This is a genomic window from Ruegeria discodermiae, assembly GCF_030758345.1.
In the GTDB taxonomy this organism is placed as follows: Bacteria; Pseudomonadota; Alphaproteobacteria; order Rhodobacterales; family Rhodobacteraceae; genus Ruegeria_C.
In genome coordinates this window covers 956,018-973,006 of sequence record NZ_JAVAMO010000001.1, presented here as the reverse complement: position 1 = coordinate 973,006, position 16,989 = coordinate 956,018, and the positions used below count along the sequence as shown (strand labels likewise).

The 16,989-nt window shown below is 60.8% G+C and carries 18 protein-coding genes; 9 read left to right on the top strand and 9 right to left on the bottom strand.

The features are described from left to right. Positions 1-19 precede the first annotated feature (19 nt). The 5 genes from Q5Y75_RS04835 to Q5Y75_RS04815 all read right to left on the bottom strand — a co-directional run bounded on the left by Q5Y75_RS04835 (position 20) and on the right by Q5Y75_RS04815 (position 5,552). A complete protein-coding gene (locus tag Q5Y75_RS04835; protein WP_306194859.1) occupies positions 20-1,663 on the bottom strand; it encodes a Na/Pi cotransporter family protein in 1,644 nt (547 codons plus the stop codon). Between the two features lie 135 nt (positions 1,664-1,798). Then, positions 1,799-2,833 (bottom strand): TRAP transporter substrate-binding protein, encoded by a 1,035-nt coding sequence (locus Q5Y75_RS04830; protein WP_306194857.1) that lies wholly within the window; start codon positions 2,831-2,833, stop codon positions 1,799-1,801. Between the two features lie 63 nt (positions 2,834-2,896). Further along, complete coding sequence (locus tag Q5Y75_RS04825; RefSeq protein WP_306194856.1) at positions 2,897-4,222, bottom strand: TRAP transporter large permease; 1,326 nt, start codon at positions 4,220-4,222, stop codon at positions 2,897-2,899. Beyond that, entirely contained in the window at positions 4,222-4,761 is a 540-nt protein-coding gene (locus Q5Y75_RS04820; RefSeq protein ID WP_306194854.1) for a TRAP transporter small permease subunit, read from the bottom strand. The genes Q5Y75_RS04825 and Q5Y75_RS04820 overlap by 1 nt, the downstream gene beginning before the upstream one ends. Further along, positions 4,758-5,552 carry an N-formylglutamate amidohydrolase gene (locus Q5Y75_RS04815; RefSeq protein WP_306194853.1) on the bottom strand — a complete coding sequence of 265 codons (795 nt, stop codon included), beginning with the start codon at positions 5,550-5,552 and terminating at the stop codon, positions 4,758-4,760. Before Q5Y75_RS04815 ends, Q5Y75_RS04820 begins: the two co-directional genes overlap by 4 nt. Before the next feature lie 93 nt (positions 5,553-5,645). Between Q5Y75_RS04815 and Q5Y75_RS04810 the strand changes: the two genes are divergently transcribed. From Q5Y75_RS04810 to Q5Y75_RS04795, 4 genes are all read left to right on the top strand, one after another. Continuing rightward, complete coding sequence (locus Q5Y75_RS04810) at positions 5,646-6,518, top strand: MurR/RpiR family transcriptional regulator (RefSeq protein WP_306194851.1); 873 nt, start codon at positions 5,646-5,648, stop codon at positions 6,516-6,518. Positions 6,519-6,652: 134 nt separating this feature from the next. Continuing rightward, positions 6,653-7,474 carry a bestrophin-like domain gene (locus Q5Y75_RS04805; protein WP_306194849.1) on the top strand — a complete coding sequence of 274 codons (822 nt, stop codon included), beginning with the start codon at positions 6,653-6,655 and terminating at the stop codon, positions 7,472-7,474. Positions 7,475-7,637: 163 nt separating this feature from the next. After that, on the top strand, positions 7,638-8,891 hold the full coding sequence (locus Q5Y75_RS04800) for a Hint domain-containing protein (protein WP_306194847.1): 1,254 nt from the start codon (positions 7,638-7,640) through the stop codon (positions 8,889-8,891). Positions 8,892-8,983: 92 nt separating this feature from the next. Continuing rightward, complete coding sequence (locus tag Q5Y75_RS04795; RefSeq protein ID WP_306194845.1) at positions 8,984-9,835, top strand: class I SAM-dependent methyltransferase; 852 nt, start codon at positions 8,984-8,986, stop codon at positions 9,833-9,835. Positions 9,836-9,944: 109 nt separating this feature from the next. Here the strand turns inward: Q5Y75_RS04795 and Q5Y75_RS04790 are convergent, their stop codons facing one another. Next, positions 9,945-10,562 (bottom strand): L,D-transpeptidase, encoded by a 618-nt coding sequence (locus Q5Y75_RS04790; RefSeq protein WP_306194843.1) that lies wholly within the window; start codon positions 10,560-10,562, stop codon positions 9,945-9,947. 145 nt (positions 10,563-10,707) lie between these two features. Beyond that, a complete protein-coding gene (locus Q5Y75_RS04785) occupies positions 10,708-12,207 on the bottom strand; it encodes a CoA-acylating methylmalonate-semialdehyde dehydrogenase (RefSeq protein ID WP_306194841.1) in 1,500 nt (499 codons plus the stop codon). 104 nt (positions 12,208-12,311) lie between these two features. On the opposite strand from Q5Y75_RS04785, the gene Q5Y75_RS04780 reads away from it, so the two are divergent. From Q5Y75_RS04780 to Q5Y75_RS04765, 4 genes are all read left to right on the top strand, one after another. Then, complete coding sequence (locus tag Q5Y75_RS04780) at positions 12,312-13,208, top strand: LysR family transcriptional regulator (RefSeq protein WP_306194839.1); 897 nt, start codon at positions 12,312-12,314, stop codon at positions 13,206-13,208. 59 nt (positions 13,209-13,267) lie between these two features. Beyond that, positions 13,268-13,702 carry a CBS domain-containing protein gene (locus Q5Y75_RS04775; RefSeq protein WP_306194837.1) on the top strand — a complete coding sequence of 145 codons (435 nt, stop codon included), beginning with the start codon at positions 13,268-13,270 and terminating at the stop codon, positions 13,700-13,702. A 69-nt stretch (positions 13,703-13,771) separates the two neighbouring features. Next, positions 13,772-14,266 (top strand): pantetheine-phosphate adenylyltransferase, encoded by a 495-nt coding sequence (gene coaD, locus Q5Y75_RS04770; RefSeq protein ID WP_306194835.1) that lies wholly within the window; start codon positions 13,772-13,774, stop codon positions 14,264-14,266. An 18-nt stretch (positions 14,267-14,284) separates the two neighbouring features. Continuing rightward, positions 14,285-14,593, top strand: a complete 309-nt coding sequence (locus Q5Y75_RS04765) for a hypothetical protein (protein WP_306194833.1) — start codon at positions 14,285-14,287, stop codon at positions 14,591-14,593. Positions 14,594-14,596: 3 nt separating this feature from the next. Here Q5Y75_RS04765 and Q5Y75_RS04760 read toward each other — a convergent pair whose 3' ends face one another. Both Q5Y75_RS04760 and gap read right to left on the bottom strand, forming a co-directional pair. Next, positions 14,597-14,740: a hypothetical protein gene (locus Q5Y75_RS04760; protein ID WP_306194830.1), complete on the bottom strand. Its 144-nt coding sequence runs from the start codon at positions 14,738-14,740 to the stop codon at positions 14,597-14,599. Between the two features lie 75 nt (positions 14,741-14,815). Beyond that, on the bottom strand, positions 14,816-15,817 hold the full coding sequence (gene gap, locus Q5Y75_RS04755; RefSeq protein WP_306194828.1) for a type I glyceraldehyde-3-phosphate dehydrogenase: 1,002 nt from the start codon (positions 15,815-15,817) through the stop codon (positions 14,816-14,818). Between the two features lie 178 nt (positions 15,818-15,995). Between gap and Q5Y75_RS04750 the strand changes: the two genes are divergently transcribed. After that, positions 15,996-16,961 carry a DUF808 domain-containing protein gene (locus Q5Y75_RS04750; protein WP_306194825.1) on the top strand — a complete coding sequence of 322 codons (966 nt, stop codon included), beginning with the start codon at positions 15,996-15,998 and terminating at the stop codon, positions 16,959-16,961. Positions 16,962-16,989: the final 28 nt, after the last annotated feature.

Genomic DNA, 16,989 nt, shown 5'->3' with positions numbered 1-16,989 from the left:
TTTCTATCGTTTCCAGGGATCAGTCACTGACCCGCTCGCTTTTCATTTCGGTCACCAATCGGGTTTCCAGAATCTGGCCCGAACGGTAAAGGATCGGGTAAGCGACCGAGGCGATATGGCCGTGCAGGTCGCGCAGCGCCCGCAGGGTTTCCAGATGCAGGTCGCTGGACTGGAAGCTTTCCGTGGTGCCGCGTTCCAGACGTTTCAGATGCGCCTTGCGGCTGGCGCGTTCCAAGCGCTTGATCTCGGCCTTGTCCAGCACCAGACGGCGCGCGCATTCCAGGTCGTCCACCAGGATGATGTGACGCGCCAGCGCAAAGCTCTCCAGAACCGCCATGTGCAGGTCGGATAGCTCTTTCCATCCGGCGGGCGAAAAACTCACGCGCTCTTCATGTTTGTCCTGCGCACAACGGGTCATGCGTTTGGATGCAATATCGCCTGCCGCTTCGACCCGGATCGCATATTCGACCAGCGCGCGCGCGGTTTTCACATCGGATTTCGCCATGTTCTGCCGCGGCATCCGCGCGACAAATTGCCGGATCTGGGTCAGCTGGACATTCACCTTCTCGTCTTCCTGCCACAGGCTGGCGATGGCTTCGGAGTCGTCCCGCTCATAGAGGTCGAGCGCGGGGCGCAGCATCCGTTCAACCCGCGTGACCATCTGCAACAGTTCCTGCCGGATCGAGGACATCGCCAGACCAGCGCGTGATCCATTTGGTGCGTCCAGCGGGCTGAGCGGCTCAAAAAGGTCAGCGATCCTGGCAGGTGGCTCTTCACGGTCGGGCAACAGCCATGTCATCGGGCGTTCCATCGCGGCGACGAAGGCAAGCGCGATCAGAACCAAAGCCATGTTGAAGGCGATATGGGCGGTGACCAGTGACTGGCCCGGCTGCCCCAGTAATAGCATATCGGAAAGGCCAAACAGGTTGATCCCCATCAGGCAGGCAAGGGCCGCGCTGCCACGCAGCAGGAAATTGGCCAGCGGGATGCGTTTTGGCGCAGGCTCCAGATCGCGGGTCAGCCAGATCGGGATCAGCGCGCCACCCAGATTGGCCCCCAGCATCAGCGACAGGCCAGCGGCAAAAGGCAGGGCGTCGACCTGCACAAGCGCGACGCACATCAGGATCGCGGCCACGCTGGAATGCATCACGAAGGCCAGCGCTGCGCCAACCAGGAAAGCGGCGAAATAATCGGTACTGAGATAGCCCGCGACCGCCGGAAGAAAGGCGCTTTCGCGGATCGGGTCGACCGCGTCGCGCAGGAGTTGCAGCGAAATCAGGATGAAGGCGATCCCCAGCAGGATGCGCCCGTTCAGCCGCGTGTGGTTGCGATCGGATTTCAGATAGAGCCAGCCGCCAAGTGCCAGCAGGAACGGCATAAGCCAGCGCAGGTCAAAGGACAGAAGCTGCACCACCAGCGCCGAGCCCAGATCAGCCCCCAGCACACCGGCCAAGGCAAAGCCGAACCCCACCATACCCGCCGCCGCAAAGCCGGTCAGCAGCAGCGCCACCGCAGCCGAGCTCTGGATCACCACCGCCAGTGCAGTGCCCGACAGACCCGCCAGCACCGTGCTGGTATGGCCGGTGAGCAGCCGTTCGAACATGGCGCCAAAGCGCCGCTCAATGCCGGTGCGCACGAAGCGCACGGCAAAAAGCAGCAACATTGTTGCTGCGAAAATCTCGACTATGAAACCCGCGATGGCCAGTTCTCGTTCCTTTCAACACGCGTTCCGAGTTTCGGAAGCGAAGCGCCCCGGCGCGATCTTATCTGCGCCGGGGCAGGTGCCAATCCCGACGGATCAGCCGTAGCGATAGGGCCGTCCGGCCTTTTGCATGACTTCATTGTACTGCTTGAAGATGTTGACCACCTTGGCCTTGGTCTCGCTCTCGGCGGCGATCTCGTCCCAAAACTTGACGGCGGCCTGTTCGACCTGCGCCCATTCCTCATCCGGGATGGTGGTCAGTTTGAGCTTGTCGCCATTGACCCGCAGATTGGCCTCACCACCCCAATACCACCACTGGCGGTAGTAATGCGACTGATCACAGCAGACCTTGAAGAGCGTCTGCAGATCCTCGGGCAGCTCGTTCCAGCGGTCCATATTGGCAAAGAAATGCCCCGCCCAAGCGCCGGAGACATTGTTGGTCAGGAAGTAGTTGGTCACATCCGCCCAGCCGACGGTGTAATCCTCTGTGATGCCGGACCAGGCGATGCCATCCAGCTCGCCGGTCTGCACCGCGACCTCGATATCTTCCCAGGGCAGGGTGACGGGCACCACGCCGAACTGGCTGAGGAACCGGCCTGCGGTCGGGAAGGTGAAGATACGCTTGCCCTTCATATCCTCCAGCGAGTTGATCGGGTCCTTGGTGGCGAAGTGGCAGGGGTCCCAGGCACCGGCGCTGATGTGTTTAACGCCGACCTTGGAGTATTCCTCATCCCAGATCTCGTTCAGGCCGTATTGGTTGAACAGCACCGGCACGTCGAGGCTGTAGCGCGAGGCGAAGGGGAAATAGCCGCCAAAGACAGTGACTTCGGTGGGCGAGGCCATCGAGTCATCATCCGACTGCACCGCGTCAATCGTGCCGCGCTGCATGGCGCGGAAGAGTTCCCCGGTGGGTACCAGCTGATCGGCATAGAACAGCTCGATCTGCATCCGGTCGCCGGCGATCTGGTTAAACATCTTGATGGCCGGGTCGATCACATGCTCGGCCAGGGCCGCGCCCGCATAGGTCTGCATCCGCCATTTGATCTGGCTCTGCGCGAGCGCGGGTGTGGCCAGCGCAGCGGCGGCCGGGGCAGCGGCGGCACCTTTCAGGAATGTACGTCTGTTGGTCATACTCTCTCTCCGTTGGTCTGTGTTGTTACTCGAACGGTCGTCTCCGCCCCGGTTTGGCCGGGGTCACTTGTTGTAGATATACTCGGGCAGCCATAGCGCGATCTGCGGGAAACTCATGATGATGCTCAGCGCCAGCACCATCACCAGCACGAAAGGCAGGATCGAGCCATAGATGTCGCGCAGCGTGATCTCGGGTGGGGCCATGGCCCGCATCAGGAACAGGTTATAACCGAAGGGCGGCGTCATATAGGCGATCTGGGTGGTGATTGTATAAAGCACCCCGTACCAGATCAGGTCGAACCCCAGCGCGCCCACCAATGGCACATAGAGCGGGGCGACGATCACCAGCATGGCGGTGTCATCCAGAAACGTGCCCATCAGGATGAAGCTGAGCTGCATCAGGATCAGGATCATCCAGGGGTTCAGGCCCAGACGCTCGGTAAACAGGTTCTCGATGGCCTTGACTGCGCCCAGCCCGTCGAAGACCGCACCAAAGGCCAAGGCGGCCAGGATGATCCACATGAACATGCAGGTGATGCCCAGGGTGGAGCGTACCGAGGTTTCGAACACCTGACGCGTCATCCGGCCCTTCAAGACAGCGGCGGCAAAGGCGGTCAGCGCGCCGATGGCCGAACTTTCCACCAGTGAGGTCCAGCCATTGACAAAAGGCACCATCATCGCCGCGAAGATTCCGATAGGCAGCAGCCCCGCGCGCAGCAGCGCCAGCTTTTCGCCCATCGGAATCTGGCGGTCTTCAGCAGGCAGAACCGGCCCAAGCGACGGGTTCAGCCGACACCGGATCGCGATATAGAGGATGAACATCGCCGCCATCATCAATCCCGGCACCACACCCGCCAGCCACAGCTGCCCCACCGGCTGGCGCGCGATCATCGCATAAAGCACCAGCACCACCGAGGGCGGCACCAGAATGCCCAGCGACGATCCGGCCTGAATGACGCCGGTCACCATCCGCTTGTCATAGCCGCGTTTCAGCAACTCGGGCAGGGCGATGGTGGCCCCGATGGCCATGCCCGCCACGCTCAGGCCATTCATGGCCGAAATCAGCACCATCAGGCCAATCGTGCCGATGGCCAGCCCGCCATTCAGCCCGCCCATCCAGACATGGAACATCTTGTAGAGGTCATCGGCGATCTTCGATTCCGACAGGACATAGCCCATGAAGATGAACATGGGCAGGGTCAGCAGCGGGTACCATTTCATCAGCTTCATCGCCGCCGAGAAACCCAGATCGTACCCGCCCCGGTCACCCCAGAGCAGCAGCGCCGCCACCACGGCCACGAACCCGATCGCCCCAAACACCCGCTGCCCGGTCAGCAGCATCAGCATCATGGTGGAAAACATCAGGATGGCGATCAGCTCATAAGGCATCAGATCACCTCGCGCGGGATGTCATCGCCCTTGAGGCGCAGGATGTCCTTGAAGAGTTCCGAGATTGCCTGCAGCAGCATCAGGAACAACCCCGTGATCATGATCACCTTGATCGGCCAAAGATAGGGTCGCCAGGCGGTCGGGCTGCGCTCGCCATATTGCAGCGAATAGCTCAGCGAGTCGTAGCCGCCATAGAGCATCACGATCAGATAGACGATCAGGAAGAGGACAGTGATTGCATCGGTCCACGCCTTGCGCCGGTTCGACCATTCTCCATAGAGCAGGTCCATCCGCACATTGCTGCCCATCTGGATCGAATACGGCCCGCCGAGGATGTAGTAGGCCACCATGGCGAACTGCGCCATTTCCAAAGTCCAGAGCGAGGGCAGGAAGAAGGTCTTGGACACCGACGACCAGAGCAGGATGCCCATCATGACAAAGATGCCATACATCACCACCCGTCCGATCCAGCGGTTCAGCCGGTCGATGACGCGGACATATTGCCTCAGAAAATGCAAACCCCCAGCCCCTTTTGTCATGAGGATGCTGCCTCGGGTGTCAGGTCGGCGACCAGTTCTGCCAGCATGGGCGACAGCAGCCCGGCAATGCGATTGACGCCGGTGGGGGTATCAATCAGATCGTTGCGAACCTCCAGCATCACATTGTGCAGACCGTTGCGGACGCCATGTTCGCGCAGCGTGTGGGTGACGCCATCGCGGGCCGAATAGGGCTGGTTCAGCGCCACGCGCAGCCCGCAAGGTGAGACCTTGCCGAGAAGAGCACGGGCTGCCCGATTATCCGTATCGTGCAGAATTCCAAGATCAATATCACGATGTATGCCGTTGTAAACGGGCGTAAAGCTGTGGATGGTGATCATCAAAGGTGGGTCGTTGCGCCCCGCAACCGCATCTGCCAGAAGGTCGCGGAACGGCGCATAGACATCGCGCACCCGCTGGGCGTGATGTGCGGCGCTGAGGCCCTGATTGCCGGGTATCTCAAACCGCTCGCTGCGCGCCAATACCGCGCCCGTCGCTTCGGGCGGGCGGTTGCAATCATAGACCAGCCGGCTCACCCGTGAGTGTACCAGCGGTGCATCCAGCGCGCCCATCAGCTCCACCGCCAGCTCCATCGCGCCCACATCCCAGGCGGCGTGTGAGCCCGCAGCCTCATCCTCCAACCCCAACCCTTCGAGCGATGCCGGAATGAACCGGCTCGCATGTTCACAAACCAGCACCGCAGCGCCCACGCCTCGCGCGTTCAACACGCGCGCCGCCGGACCTTCCGACGCGGACAGCAGGGGTGACTCGGGATCGATTGCCATGTGAAACATTGGTTACAGCTTCGCATCCTCTGTCAACAATTTTTCTGTAGACATGATTACAAAACCGCATAGGCTGTAGAAATCGTAATCAGGTAGCGTCTCGTGACCCCGACCACCAAGCTTGTCAAACAGCAGATACAGGAAGAGATGGAGGCGCTGACGCCGTCCGAGCGGCAACTGGCCTCGATTCTGCTGCAGGATTATCCGATGGGTGGGCTGCAATCGATCACCAAGCTCGCCAATGCGGCCAGCGTCTCGACCCCCACGGTGATCCGCATGGCGCGCAAGCTGGGGTTCGACGGGTTTCCGGCGCTGCAGGATGCGCTGCGGGACGAGGTGGCCGCGCAAATCAAGAAACCCATCGCCAAGCGCGACGCCTGGGTGGTGGATGAGGGGGCCGAACACCCGCTGACACGGTTTGCCCAGACCGCCTGGACCAATATGCGCCACACGCTTGACCGCATCGACACAGACATGTTCGACGCGGTGGCCAGGCTGCTCGCCGATACCGCGCGCCCGCTTTATGTGGTCGGGGGGCGCATCACCCGGTCCAATGCCGACTACCTCTACAATCACATGCAGATCATCCGGCCCAACGTGACCATGCTGGGCAATTCCGCGAATGTCTGGCCGCAATATCTGCTGGATATGGATGAAACCTCGGTGCTGGTGATCTTCGACATCCGCCGGTATGAGGCGCATCTGGCCAAGCTTGCGCAGATCGCCTCGGATCGCGGGGTGACGGTGGTGTTGTTCACCGACCAATGGGGCTCACCCATCGCGCGCTCGGCCCGATATACGTTCAACTCGCTGGTCGAGGCGCCGTCAAGCTGGGACAGTACCATCGCGCTGATGCTGATCGTCGAGGCGCTGATCGCCGAGGTTCAGGATGCCCGCTGGGAGCAGAGCAAGGAACGGATCGAGGAGTTGGAGGCCATGTTCTCATCCACAAGACTGTTCCGTGGGCAAGGGTAGCGTCGCATACAGCGTTCGCCAACGAGGCTGCAATGCCGGGTTGTGCAAGCATCTGGAAAAATCCGGCCAGACCCTGTTAAGCTCTCCACAGGACAGGCTTTTTGAGGCCTGTCATTTTGGAGAATGGCAGTTTCATGAGCGAGCAAGAAAGCGGACAGGCGCTTGATTGGATGCTGTATCATCCCTGGGCCAGCATTGCCTTGATCATCCTCGTGATGTCAGCGATCAGCGTGCTGCCCTACTATTTCATACACCGGTTCAGGCAGCGTCCACCCTCGGACGCAACCAGGGAAATGGCCGTCAATATCGGGTTCCGCATCGGTACGCTGCATGCGCTGATCCTGGCGCTGATCTTTTCCGGCGCTCAGGAACAATACGAACAGGCCCGGGAAACCATTGCGGCCGAAGTTATTATCTTGTCCGAAGCGGCACATGAAATTGCCCGGCTGCGCAACCAGGATATTGATCCGGTGCGTGCCAAGTTTTTCGAGTATATCGACGTGCTGGAGCAAGATGACACACCTGCGATGGACGTTCACAACATCGGCAATTCGGACCTTATCTTCCGCGAGGCGTCGCAAGTCTCTAGCGAGATCTATCAGGCTCTGCTTGCGATCGAGCCAGAGGAAGAACAACAGAGCATCACGCTTGACCGGATTGTCAGCAAGCTCGATCAGGCTTTCAGCCTGCGGCTGGAACGTGTGGCTGCGACTGCGCGGGGTGTATCCAACTTGTTTTGGACCCTATCCGTTGTCGGGTATGTCTTTCTGCTGCTGGTGTTTTTCGTAACGCCGTTTTCCTGGATTCGCTCGGGTCTTGTCGCGCTTTACAGCATTTATACCGGGCTTACCCTTTTCTTCATCATCGAGATGAGCAACCCCTATCTGGGATTGTCATCGATCGATCTCAGCAATTTGAGCGCGGCGTTCGATACCATCGAAACACAGGTCGAATAGGCCAGCGACCTAGCTGCTGGGATCGCCAGCAATCCAACGTCGGGGGCTTTTTGCCCGGATTGGTGATGTCTGCGCATTCCGGTGGCTTCAATCCAGCGGGCAAGCTATTCTGACTGGTGTGGGCTAGGCCCATACACTTAATGATTGCAGGGCTGGACGCGAGATGCCTGTTTTTCTGACGTTGACCAATGCCGATATCAACAACGCGGCCTTCTGGGCCGGGTTGGATATCGGGCCGGACAGCACCATCGATGTGTCCGGGATCAGTAACGCGTTCCAGGTCACCATGACCGGTAGCTCGATCACCTTCACCAATACCAATACTGGGGCGGTGACCACCTACACCAACGCCGATATCGCTTCGGGCTCGTTCAGTGAATTTGTCGAATACACCGGCAACAACAATGACGACAATGTCAGCGGCTCGGTCGGGTTGGATGCGAGTGGCTATTTCGGCGATCGCGGCGACGATTCGTTCACCGATAGTGGCAGCAGCGGTGGTACCATCGATGGCGGGCGCGACAATGACACGTTGCAGGGCGGAACGGGTGACAACAACATCTTTGGCCGTCAGGGTCGCGACGTCTTGCGGGGCGGATCGGGGAACAACAATCTCAACGGCGGCGGAGGACGCGACACACTTTTTGCCGAGGATGGCAGCGGCAACCTAGAAGGCGGCGGCGGCGCCGACGAAATCCATGCCGGATTGAATACCAGTTTTGTGAATGGCGGCAACGGGAACGACACGCTGATTGTGCCCAGGGGCTCGACCGTCACGCCCTTCTTTCCGGGCGCCACCGGCGGCACGGTTGATTTGCCAGGTGGTGCAAACAGCTTTACCTACACAAATATCGAGAATGTCGAAATTGCCTGTTTCACCGAAGGCACGATGATGCGAACGCCGGTTGGTGAGCGCGCGATTGAAACGCTGCAGGTCGGCGATCTGGTGGAGACGCTGGATCATGGCCCGCAACCCATCCGATGGATCGGCAGGCGCAGGGTGGCCGGGCGGGGTCGGCATGCACCGATCCGTTTTGCGCCCGGTACCATCGGAAATGACCGGCCTGTCCGGGTCTCGCCCCAGCATCGCGTGCTGCTTTCGGGCTGGAGATGCGAGCTGCTGTTTCATGCACCAGAAGTGCTGTGCGCAGCCCGGCATCTATGTGACGGCGATCGCATTCACGCCGCACTCTGCGATCAGGTCACCTATATCCACCTGATGTTCGACCGGCACGAAATCGTGTTCTGCGAAGATGCGCCAATGGAGAGCTTTTATGCGGGCAAACATATCCTGCAGGCTGATCACGCGTGTTACGATGAACTGATAGGGATTTTCCCTGAAATCGCCGATGGGGACCCCATCGCGCCCGCCCGCCCGTTCGTGCGCCACGCGGAAGGGGCGCTGCTGAGGGCATAACACGTCTCTGGAGGCGCGCCCTGACGGGGTGGGTTTGAAATCCCGGCAAATCCCGCTATTGAGCCGGAAACCCGCAGGATCAGGAGCAGGGCGTGAAGAAGAAAAAGCGGAAATTCCCGAAACTCAATGCTTTGCTCGACCCGTTTGATGTGAAACTCATCGACCGGATGGATGAGATGGCCGAGACCGAGCGGCTGGTCGCCTTCGAGCGGCGCGGCGGGTTGACCCGGCCTGCCTATGCGCTGTCTCCGGGGATGGAGGGGTTTGATATCGCACCTCTGGCGGCGGAATATGACACCCACGCCGAGAGCCTGCACGCTTTGCAGGATCCCGACCGGAACCAGACCGGCTATCTGCCTCACAACGGCTATTATGACCGCCCGGATGCGGATGCGCTCTATCTGATGATCCGCCGTTATGCGCCCAAGCGGGTGATCGAGGTGGGCTGTGGCAACTCGACCCGCGTGAGCCGGCAGGCGGTGCTGGATGGCGGGCTGGAGACGCAGATTACCGCCATCGACCCTTATCCGCGCGCCGATATCGCCCATGTGGTGGATGCGTTTGAACAGAAGCGGGTGGAAGAGGTTGATCCGGCGCTGTTTTCAACGCTGGAGGCTGGCGATGTGCTGTTTATCGATTCCAGCCATCAGGTGCGTCTGGGCAATGACGTGGCACATCTGTTCTGCAATATCATTCCGCAGCTGGCGCCGGGCGTGGTGATCCATGTGCATGATGTCTTTTTGCCCTATGAATACCCCAAGCGGTTCTTCTATGACTGCCCCTCCTGGGGCGAGCAATACATGCTGCATGCGCTGTTGCAGGGTGGGGGGTATGAGATTCTCTGGCCCGGATATCATCTGCAGCAGGACCGACCCGATGCGGTGCAGGCGCTGCCGTTCCTGCAGGGCGGGCGGGCGCAGAGCCTGTGGGTGCGCAAGCGCTAGGTCTGATCCAAAGGAGCGCCTGCGGCGCGCAGATTTTGTTTGCGTTCACGCCACGCAGGCGCTGGGGCTTTGCCCCAGACCCCGCAGCGTTTCCGAGCGCCGGAATGTTTTAGATCAGGCGGACCTGGGTGCCGACCTGCACCAGCGGGTAGAGCTGTTCCACATGCTCGTTATAGAGGCCGATGCAGCCCGACGAGCTCATCCGTCCGATCTTGCGGGTATCGTGGGTGCCATGGACCAGATAGGCGGGCCAGCCGAGATACATGGCCCGGGTGCCCAGCGGGTTGCCGGGATCGCCGCCTTCCATGCGGATGGGCAGGGTCGGGTCGCGCTCGCGCATGTTGGCGGTGGGCGTCCAGCTTGGGAATTCGGTCTTGCGCACCACTTTGGTATAGCCGCGCTTGGTCAGTTCCTCGCTCATCGGCACGGATGAGGGGAAGAGGCGATAGGTTTCGCCATCTGGTCCCCAGTAATGCACCGCCCGGCTGGTGATATCGGCCAAGAGCGCGCCCTTGCCAAGCGTGTCGAAATGATCCTGCCAGTTCTGGCGACGGAAGGACGAGACATTGCGGTTCACCGGCACCTGGGTGCTGATGGGTTGCTCGGTCTGGGGGAAGGCGTCACTGCTCTGGGCGCGCAGCAGCGCCGGGGTCGCAAGTGTGGCGGCAACGCCCAACAGGGTGCCACGGCGGGTGATCTTGGAGTTGGGCAAGGGTGCCTCCATCATCTGCTCAATTCTTCGCCGCGAAAATAGGGGTTCGCGGGGCGTCTGACCAGAGGGGGCTGTTGAAAACTGCGTGATTGGGGCCTGTTTCGCGCAATCCGGCAGGATGCTGCCCGGCTTTGGGGCCGGACAGCATGTGTTATGCGGGTCAGTCCATGGCTTTGAAGTTGAACTCGCCGCCTTCCTTGATCCCGCTGGGCCAGCGCGAGGTGATGGTTTTGGTGCGGGTGTAGAATTTGAACGCGTCCGGTCCGTGCTGGTTCAGATCGCCAAAGACCGATTTCTTCCAGCCGCCGAACGTGTGATAGGCCAGCGGCACCGGGATCGGGACGTTGATGCCGACCATGCCGATATTGATCCGGTTGGCGAAATCGCGGGCGGTGTCGCCGTCGCGGGTGAAGATCGCCGTGCCATTGCCATATTCGTGGTCCATGGCCAGCCCGATCGCCTCTTCATAGCTTTGCGCACGCACGGTGGAGAGGACGGGGCCGAAGATCTCGGTTTTGTAGATGTCCATATCTTTGGTCACGTTGTCGAAGAGGTGCGGGCCGACAAAGAAGCCGTCCTCATAGCCTTGCAGGCTGAAATCGCGCCCATCGACCACCAGTTTCGCACCCTGATCGACCCCGGATTGTACCAGACGTTCGATATTGGCCTTGGCGGCGGCGGTCACGACCGGGCCGTAATCCACGTCATTTCCCGCCATGTAAGGCCCCACTTTCAGCTTCTCGATGCGCGGCACAAGCTTGTCGATCAGCCGGTCGGCGGTCTCGTCACCCACCGGGACCGCGACCGAGATTGCCATGCAGCGCTCGCCCGCTGCGCCATACCCCGCGCCGACCAGCGCGTCGGCGGCCTGATCCATGTCGGCATCGGGCATCACGATCATGTGGTTCTTGGCGCCGCCGAAACACTGCACGCGTTTGCCCTGGGCGCAGCCGGTGCCGTAGATATATTCGGCGATGGGGGTGGAGCCCACGAAACCCACCGATTGGATCACCGGATGGTGCAGGATAGCATCCACCGCCTCCTTGTCGCCGTTGACCACCTGCAGGATGCCCTTGGGCAGCCCGGCCTCTTCCAGCAATTCGGCCAGCATCAGCGGCACGGAGGGGTCGCGCTCGGAGGGTTTCAGGATGAAGGCGTTACCGCAGACGATGGCGGGGGCGAACATCCACATCGGGATCATGGCGGGGAAGTTGAAGGGCGTGATGCCGGCCGTGACACCCAGCGCCTGACGCATGGAATACATGTCGATTCCGGGGCCCGCGCTGTCGGTGAATTCGCCTTTCAGCAGTTGCGGCGCGCCGATGCAGTATTCTACCACTTCAAGCCCACGCTGCACGTCACCCTTGGCATCGGGGACGGTTTTGCCATGCTCGCGGCTGAGCGCCTCGGCCAGCTTGTCCATATCGCGGTTCAGCAGATCGACAAATTTCATCATCACCCGCGCGCGGCGTTGCGGGTTGGTTGCGCCCCAGGCAGGCTGCGCTGCGGCGGCGATTTCGACGGCCCTGGCGACCTCGTCAGCGCTGGCCAGCGGCACTTTCGCCTGCACGTCGCCGGTGGCGGGGTTGAACACATCCGCAAAACGGCCCGAGCCGCCTTTGACATGTTCACCGTTCAGATAATGGGTCAGCTCCTGCATGGGGTCTCCTCCGATCAGATTTGGGGGCAGGATAGGCTTGCAAAAATCCACTGAACAGAGGCAAGATTTCAAAAAGGTTTTGCAAATTTGCAGAAGGGCAGGTGATGGAGCCGCATTGGGACGATATGAAGGTGTTTCTGGCGGTGGCGCGCGAGGAAAGCCTGTCAGCGGCGGGGCGTATCCTCAAGATGGACCCGGCCACTGTGGGCCGCCGCATTGCCCGGCTGGAGGCGGCGCTGGACGCATCACTTTTTGTGAAATCGCCCCAGGGCTATGCGCTGAGCGCGGCGGGCGAGCGGTTGCTGAGCCATGGCGAACAGGCCGAAGAGGCGATGCGAGCTGCAGCAGAGGCGCTGACCGGTCCGGCAGATCGGCTGAGCGGGCAGATTCGCATCGGCGCTCCGGATGGCTGCGCCAACTACCTTCTGCCGCAGGTTTGTACCCGGATCAGCGCCACCAACCCCGATCTCGACATTCAAATCCTCGCCTTGCCTCGGGTCATCAACCTGTCGCGGCGCGAAGCGGATATGGCGATCACGGTCAGCCCGCCCACGGCAGGGCAATTGCTGGTGCAGAAGATCACAGACTATAAGCTGCATCTGGTCGCCCATCGTCGTTATCTGCGCCGCTACCCGGACATAAAGGCGATTGAAGATCTGGGCGGGCACCCGATGATCGGTTATATTCCGGACATGATCTTTGACCGCGAGTTGGACTACCTGACTGACCTTGGCGTCAAGCGTGTCGCGCTGGCCTCAAATGCGGTTTCGGTGCAATTGCGTCTGGTGGCGCAGGCTACCGGCCTGTGTGTGGCGCATGATTTCACGCTGCCTTCGCATGGGCGGTTGGCCAAGGTGCTGCCGGATCAGATCAGCCTGACGCGCAGTTTCTATCTGGTCCGCCATCAGGGGGACCGGCGCAGCGCGCGCCTGAACCGCTTTGCCGCCGCGCTGAGCGCCGGGATACGCGACGAAGTGGCCCGGTTGGAAGGGCTGACTTGACAGAACGCGGCCAAGGGGCAACGCTCTGGGGATACAGGAATAATACCGAGGTGCTGCAAATGCTTGTCCAGGCAATCCTGAAATCCAAGGCCGATTCCGGCGTGGTGACCGTGAAGGCATCGACATTGGTGTCCGAAGCGGCACAGGTTCTGGCCGAGAAACGCATCGGCACCGTGATGGTCTCTGATGACGGGGAAACACCGGACGGCATCCTGTCTGAGCGCGACATCGTGCGCGAGCTTGGCGCCAGCGGCAGCGGCTGCCTGAACCAGCCGGTGAGTGAATACATGACCAGCGACCTCGTCACCTGTACCCGAGATTCCAGCGTTCAGGATATCCTGGAGCAGATGACCGAAGGGCGGTTCCGCCACATGCCGGTTGTCGAGGATGGCAAGCTGATCGGCATCGTGACGCTGGGGGATGTGGTCAAGGCGCAATTGTCTGAACTTGCGATGGAAAAGGACGCGCTTCAGGGCATGATCATGGGGCACTGATTTGCCATATTGCGCTCGGGGGCCGCATGTGGTTCCTTGCCGCGCAATTTTGTTGCGCAGAGGTCTGCCATGAGAACTGCTTTATATCCCGGAACATTTGACCCTATCACGCTAGGCCATGTCGATATCATCCGCCGGGCGGCTCTGATGGTGGACCGGCTGGTGATCGGGGTTGCAATCAATCGCGACAAAGGGCCGTTATTCACGCTGGAAGAGCGCGTCGCCATGATCGAGGCGGAATGTGCCGCGCTCAGCCAGGAGACGGGCACCGAAATCGTCGCGCATCCGTTTGAAAACCTGCTGATCGATTGCGCGCGCGACGTCGGCGCGCAGACCATCGTGCGCGGGCTGCGCGCCGTGGCTGATTTCGAGTATGAATATCAGATGGTTGGCATGAACCGGGCATTGGATGACACGATCGAGACCGTGTTCCTGATGGCGGATCTGCGGCATCAGGCGATCGCCTCGAAACTGGTCAAGGAAATCGCACGGCTGGGTGGGGATGTGTCGAAATTCGTGCCGCCACGGGTCAAGGCCGCGCTGCTCGAACGGCTGGCGCGCTGATCGACCCGGCTGGTGTCTGTGACCGATAGTTGGACCCGCATCCGCACCCGCGAGGCCTTCTGCCGCTATGTCGCCCAGAGCCGGTTCGAGGGCGACGGGCTGCGCTTCGTGATCCGTGCGGATGGCGGTTTTTCCGGTACTGCGGAGGGCGAGACATTCGAGGGCCGCTGGGTCTGGAAAGACAGTTGTTTTTGCCGCACGTTGATCTTCGACGACGAGCCCCCCGAAACCGATTGCGAAATCATCGAGATTTGCGGCGATCAGATGCGCTATACGCGCGCCCGGGGGCAGGGCAGTACCAGCGTGGTTCGAAAGGTCCCGCTCTGACCCTCAGCGCCAAAAGGCCAGCCATTGCAGCAGATCATACAGTTTGCGGCCCAGAAACAGAAGATGCTCGGTCCCGAACAGCATGACATCTCCGACCACGGCGACCAGCAGCAGACCGGCAAGCCAAATGGCAATCTGATTTGTCATCCAGCCCTCGGGAGAAATGAAAAACGCCCGCTCAGATAACCTGAGCGGGCGTTTTTTCTCAAGCGCTTAATAGGTTCAATTCAAGCGACCCATGGCGACCGCGACGTCTGCCATCCGGACCGAGAAACCCCATTCATTGTCATACCAAGCCAGCACCCGCACCATGCGGTCATCGACCACGCGGGTCAGATCGGGCGCAAAGATCGAGCTTTCCTCGGAATGGTTGAAATCGACCGAAACCAGCGGCGCTGGCTCATAGCCCAACACCCGCGACATCGGGCCCTGTGCGGCTTCGGCCACGATGGCGTTCACCTCTTCGCGGGTCACATCGCGCGAGGCGCGGAAAGTCAGATCAACGGCCGAGACATTCGGGGTCGGCACGCGAATGGCCGAGCCGTCCAAGCGCCCCTTGAGGTTTGGCAGAACCTCACCCAGCGCCTTGGCGGCCCCGGTCGAGGTCGGGATCATCGCCATTGCGGCGGCGCGGGCGCGGTAGAGGTCGTCGTGACGGCGATCCAGCGTCGGCTGGTCGCCGGTATAGGCGTGGATCGTGGTCATGATGCCATGCTCGATCCCGATCGCGCGGTCCAGCACCTTGGCCAGTGGCGCGAGGCAGTTGGTGGTGCAGGACCCGTTCGAGATCATCCGATCCTCGGGCGTCAGCGTTTCGTCGTTCACACCGTAGACGATGGTCTTGTCCACATTCTTGCCAGGCGCCGACAGCAGCACTTTCTGCGCGCCGCGCTCGAAATGGGTGTTGGCTTTGAGCCCGTCATTGAACTTGCCGGTGCATTCCAGCACCACGTCGCAGCCTTCCCAGTCCAACTGGCCCATGTCATAGGTCGAAAACATCTGCATCGGGCCGCGGCCCAAATCCATGGTCTTCTCGTCGACGATGATGTCGCGGGGGAAGCGGCCATGGATGCTGTCATATTTCAGCAGATGCGCCGAGGTCTCCAGCGGGCCGGTTGCATTGACCTTGATCACTTCGATATCGTTGCGGCCCGATGCCGCGATATGGGACAGGGTGCAGCGGCCGATGCGACCGAACCCGTTGATACCTACTTTAATGGTCATATGGAACTCCAGCGACATGTAACTTGCTGCCATATAGCCAGCCGTCGCTCTTAGGTGAAGTGAAAAAAGTCAGTAAAACGAAGCTGTTAGCGCAAACCTGCACCGATTGCGCTAACGCTTGTGCTAACAGTGTGAACAGATAACCTGCCTGCGGTCGGATTGATCAGGAGAATCGGGTATGAGCGGCTTACTGGCCTTGCTGGATGACGTAGCGGGCATCGCCAAAGTGGCGGCGACCTCGGTCGATGATGTGGTCGCGGCGGCGGGAAAGGCGGGGGCAAAAACGGCGGGTGTGATCATCGACGATGCCGCCGTGACGCCGAAATACGTGCAGGGCTTTGCGCCTGCGCGCGAGTTGCCGATCATCTGGCGCATCGCGCGCGGATCCGTGTTCAACAAGCTCGTTCTGCTGCTGCCGGTGGCGCTGCTGCTGGCCAATTTCGCGCCCTGGCTGATCACACCCCTGCTGATGATCGGCGGGTCTTATCTGTGCTTCGAAGGGGCCGAGAAGATCTTCCATCTGCTGTTCCCGCATGGCAGTCACAGCGTTCACGAGGACCTGAAAGAGCGCGACCCCGGCCATCTGGAGGAACAAAAGGTCAGGGGCGCGATCAAGACCGACTTCATCCTTTCGGCTGAGATCATGACCATCGCTTTGGCCGCCATTGAAGCCCCGAATGTCTGGATGCAGGGTGCGACACTGGCGGTTGTGGGTCTTGGCGTGACGGTTGCGGTCTATGGCTCTGTCGCGCTGATCGTGAAAATGGACGATGTGGGTCTCTACATGGCAAAAAACGCGCCAACGCCCATCGGGCGCGGGCTGGGGCGGGGGCTGGTCAAGGCGATGCCCGGCGTGATGAGGACGCTGTCCATCGTCGGCACCGCCGCCATGCTCTGGGTCGGTGGCTCGATCGTGATCCACGGGCTGGAGGTGCTGGGCTTCGGCTGGCTGGGTCACCACATCCACGACTGGGCTTATGTGGTGGGGCATATGGTGTCGGAGCAGTGGATTGGCGCGGTGGAATGGATGTCCAAGGCCACGATGGACGGCATCCTTGGTCTGGCCTGGGGCTTTGTGCTGATACCGCTGGCGACGAAGGTGATCGGGCCGGTGCTTGGGGCGCTTTCTGGAAAGTCCGCATAGGGCGCAGAGTGGCTTCTTTTCGCGACTC

Bases quoted from the DNA above. Each gene is read 5' to 3' on its own strand.
- Q5Y75_RS04835 (WP_306194859.1), bottom strand. From the start codon at position 1,663: ATGTTGCTGCTTTTTGCCGTGCGCTTCGTGCGCACCGGCATTGAGCGG.
- Q5Y75_RS04830 (WP_306194857.1), bottom strand. From the start codon at position 2,833: ATGACCAACAGACGTACATTCCTGAAAGGTGCCGCCGCTGCCCCGGCC.
- Q5Y75_RS04825 (WP_306194856.1), bottom strand. From the start codon at position 4,222: ATGCCTTATGAGCTGATCGCCATCCTGATGTTTTCCACCATGATGCTG.
- Q5Y75_RS04820 (WP_306194854.1), bottom strand. From the start codon at position 4,761: ATGACAAAAGGGGCTGGGGGTTTGCATTTTCTGAGGCAATATGTCCGC.
- Q5Y75_RS04815 (WP_306194853.1), bottom strand. From the start codon at position 5,552: ATGTTTCACATGGCAATCGATCCCGAGTCACCCCTGCTGTCCGCGTCG.
- Q5Y75_RS04805 (WP_306194849.1), top strand. From the start codon at position 6,653: ATGAGCGAGCAAGAAAGCGGACAGGCGCTTGATTGGATGCTGTATCAT.
- Q5Y75_RS04800 (WP_306194847.1), top strand. From the start codon at position 7,638: ATGCCTGTTTTTCTGACGTTGACCAATGCCGATATCAACAACGCGGCC.
- Q5Y75_RS04790 (WP_306194843.1), bottom strand. From the start codon at position 10,562: ATGATGGAGGCACCCTTGCCCAACTCCAAGATCACCCGCCGTGGCACC.
- Q5Y75_RS04785 (WP_306194841.1), bottom strand. From the start codon at position 12,207: ATGCAGGAGCTGACCCATTATCTGAACGGTGAACATGTCAAAGGCGGC.
- Q5Y75_RS04780 (WP_306194839.1), top strand. From the start codon at position 12,312: ATGGAGCCGCATTGGGACGATATGAAGGTGTTTCTGGCGGTGGCGCGC.
- Q5Y75_RS04775 (WP_306194837.1), top strand. From the start codon at position 13,268: ATGCTTGTCCAGGCAATCCTGAAATCCAAGGCCGATTCCGGCGTGGTG.
- coaD (WP_306194835.1), top strand. From the start codon at position 13,772: ATGAGAACTGCTTTATATCCCGGAACATTTGACCCTATCACGCTAGGC.
- Q5Y75_RS04760 (WP_306194830.1), bottom strand. From the start codon at position 14,740: ATGACAAATCAGATTGCCATTTGGCTTGCCGGTCTGCTGCTGGTCGCC.
- gap (WP_306194828.1), bottom strand. From the start codon at position 15,817: ATGACCATTAAAGTAGGTATCAACGGGTTCGGTCGCATCGGCCGCTGC.
- Q5Y75_RS04750 (WP_306194825.1), top strand. From the start codon at position 15,996: ATGAGCGGCTTACTGGCCTTGCTGGATGACGTAGCGGGCATCGCCAAA.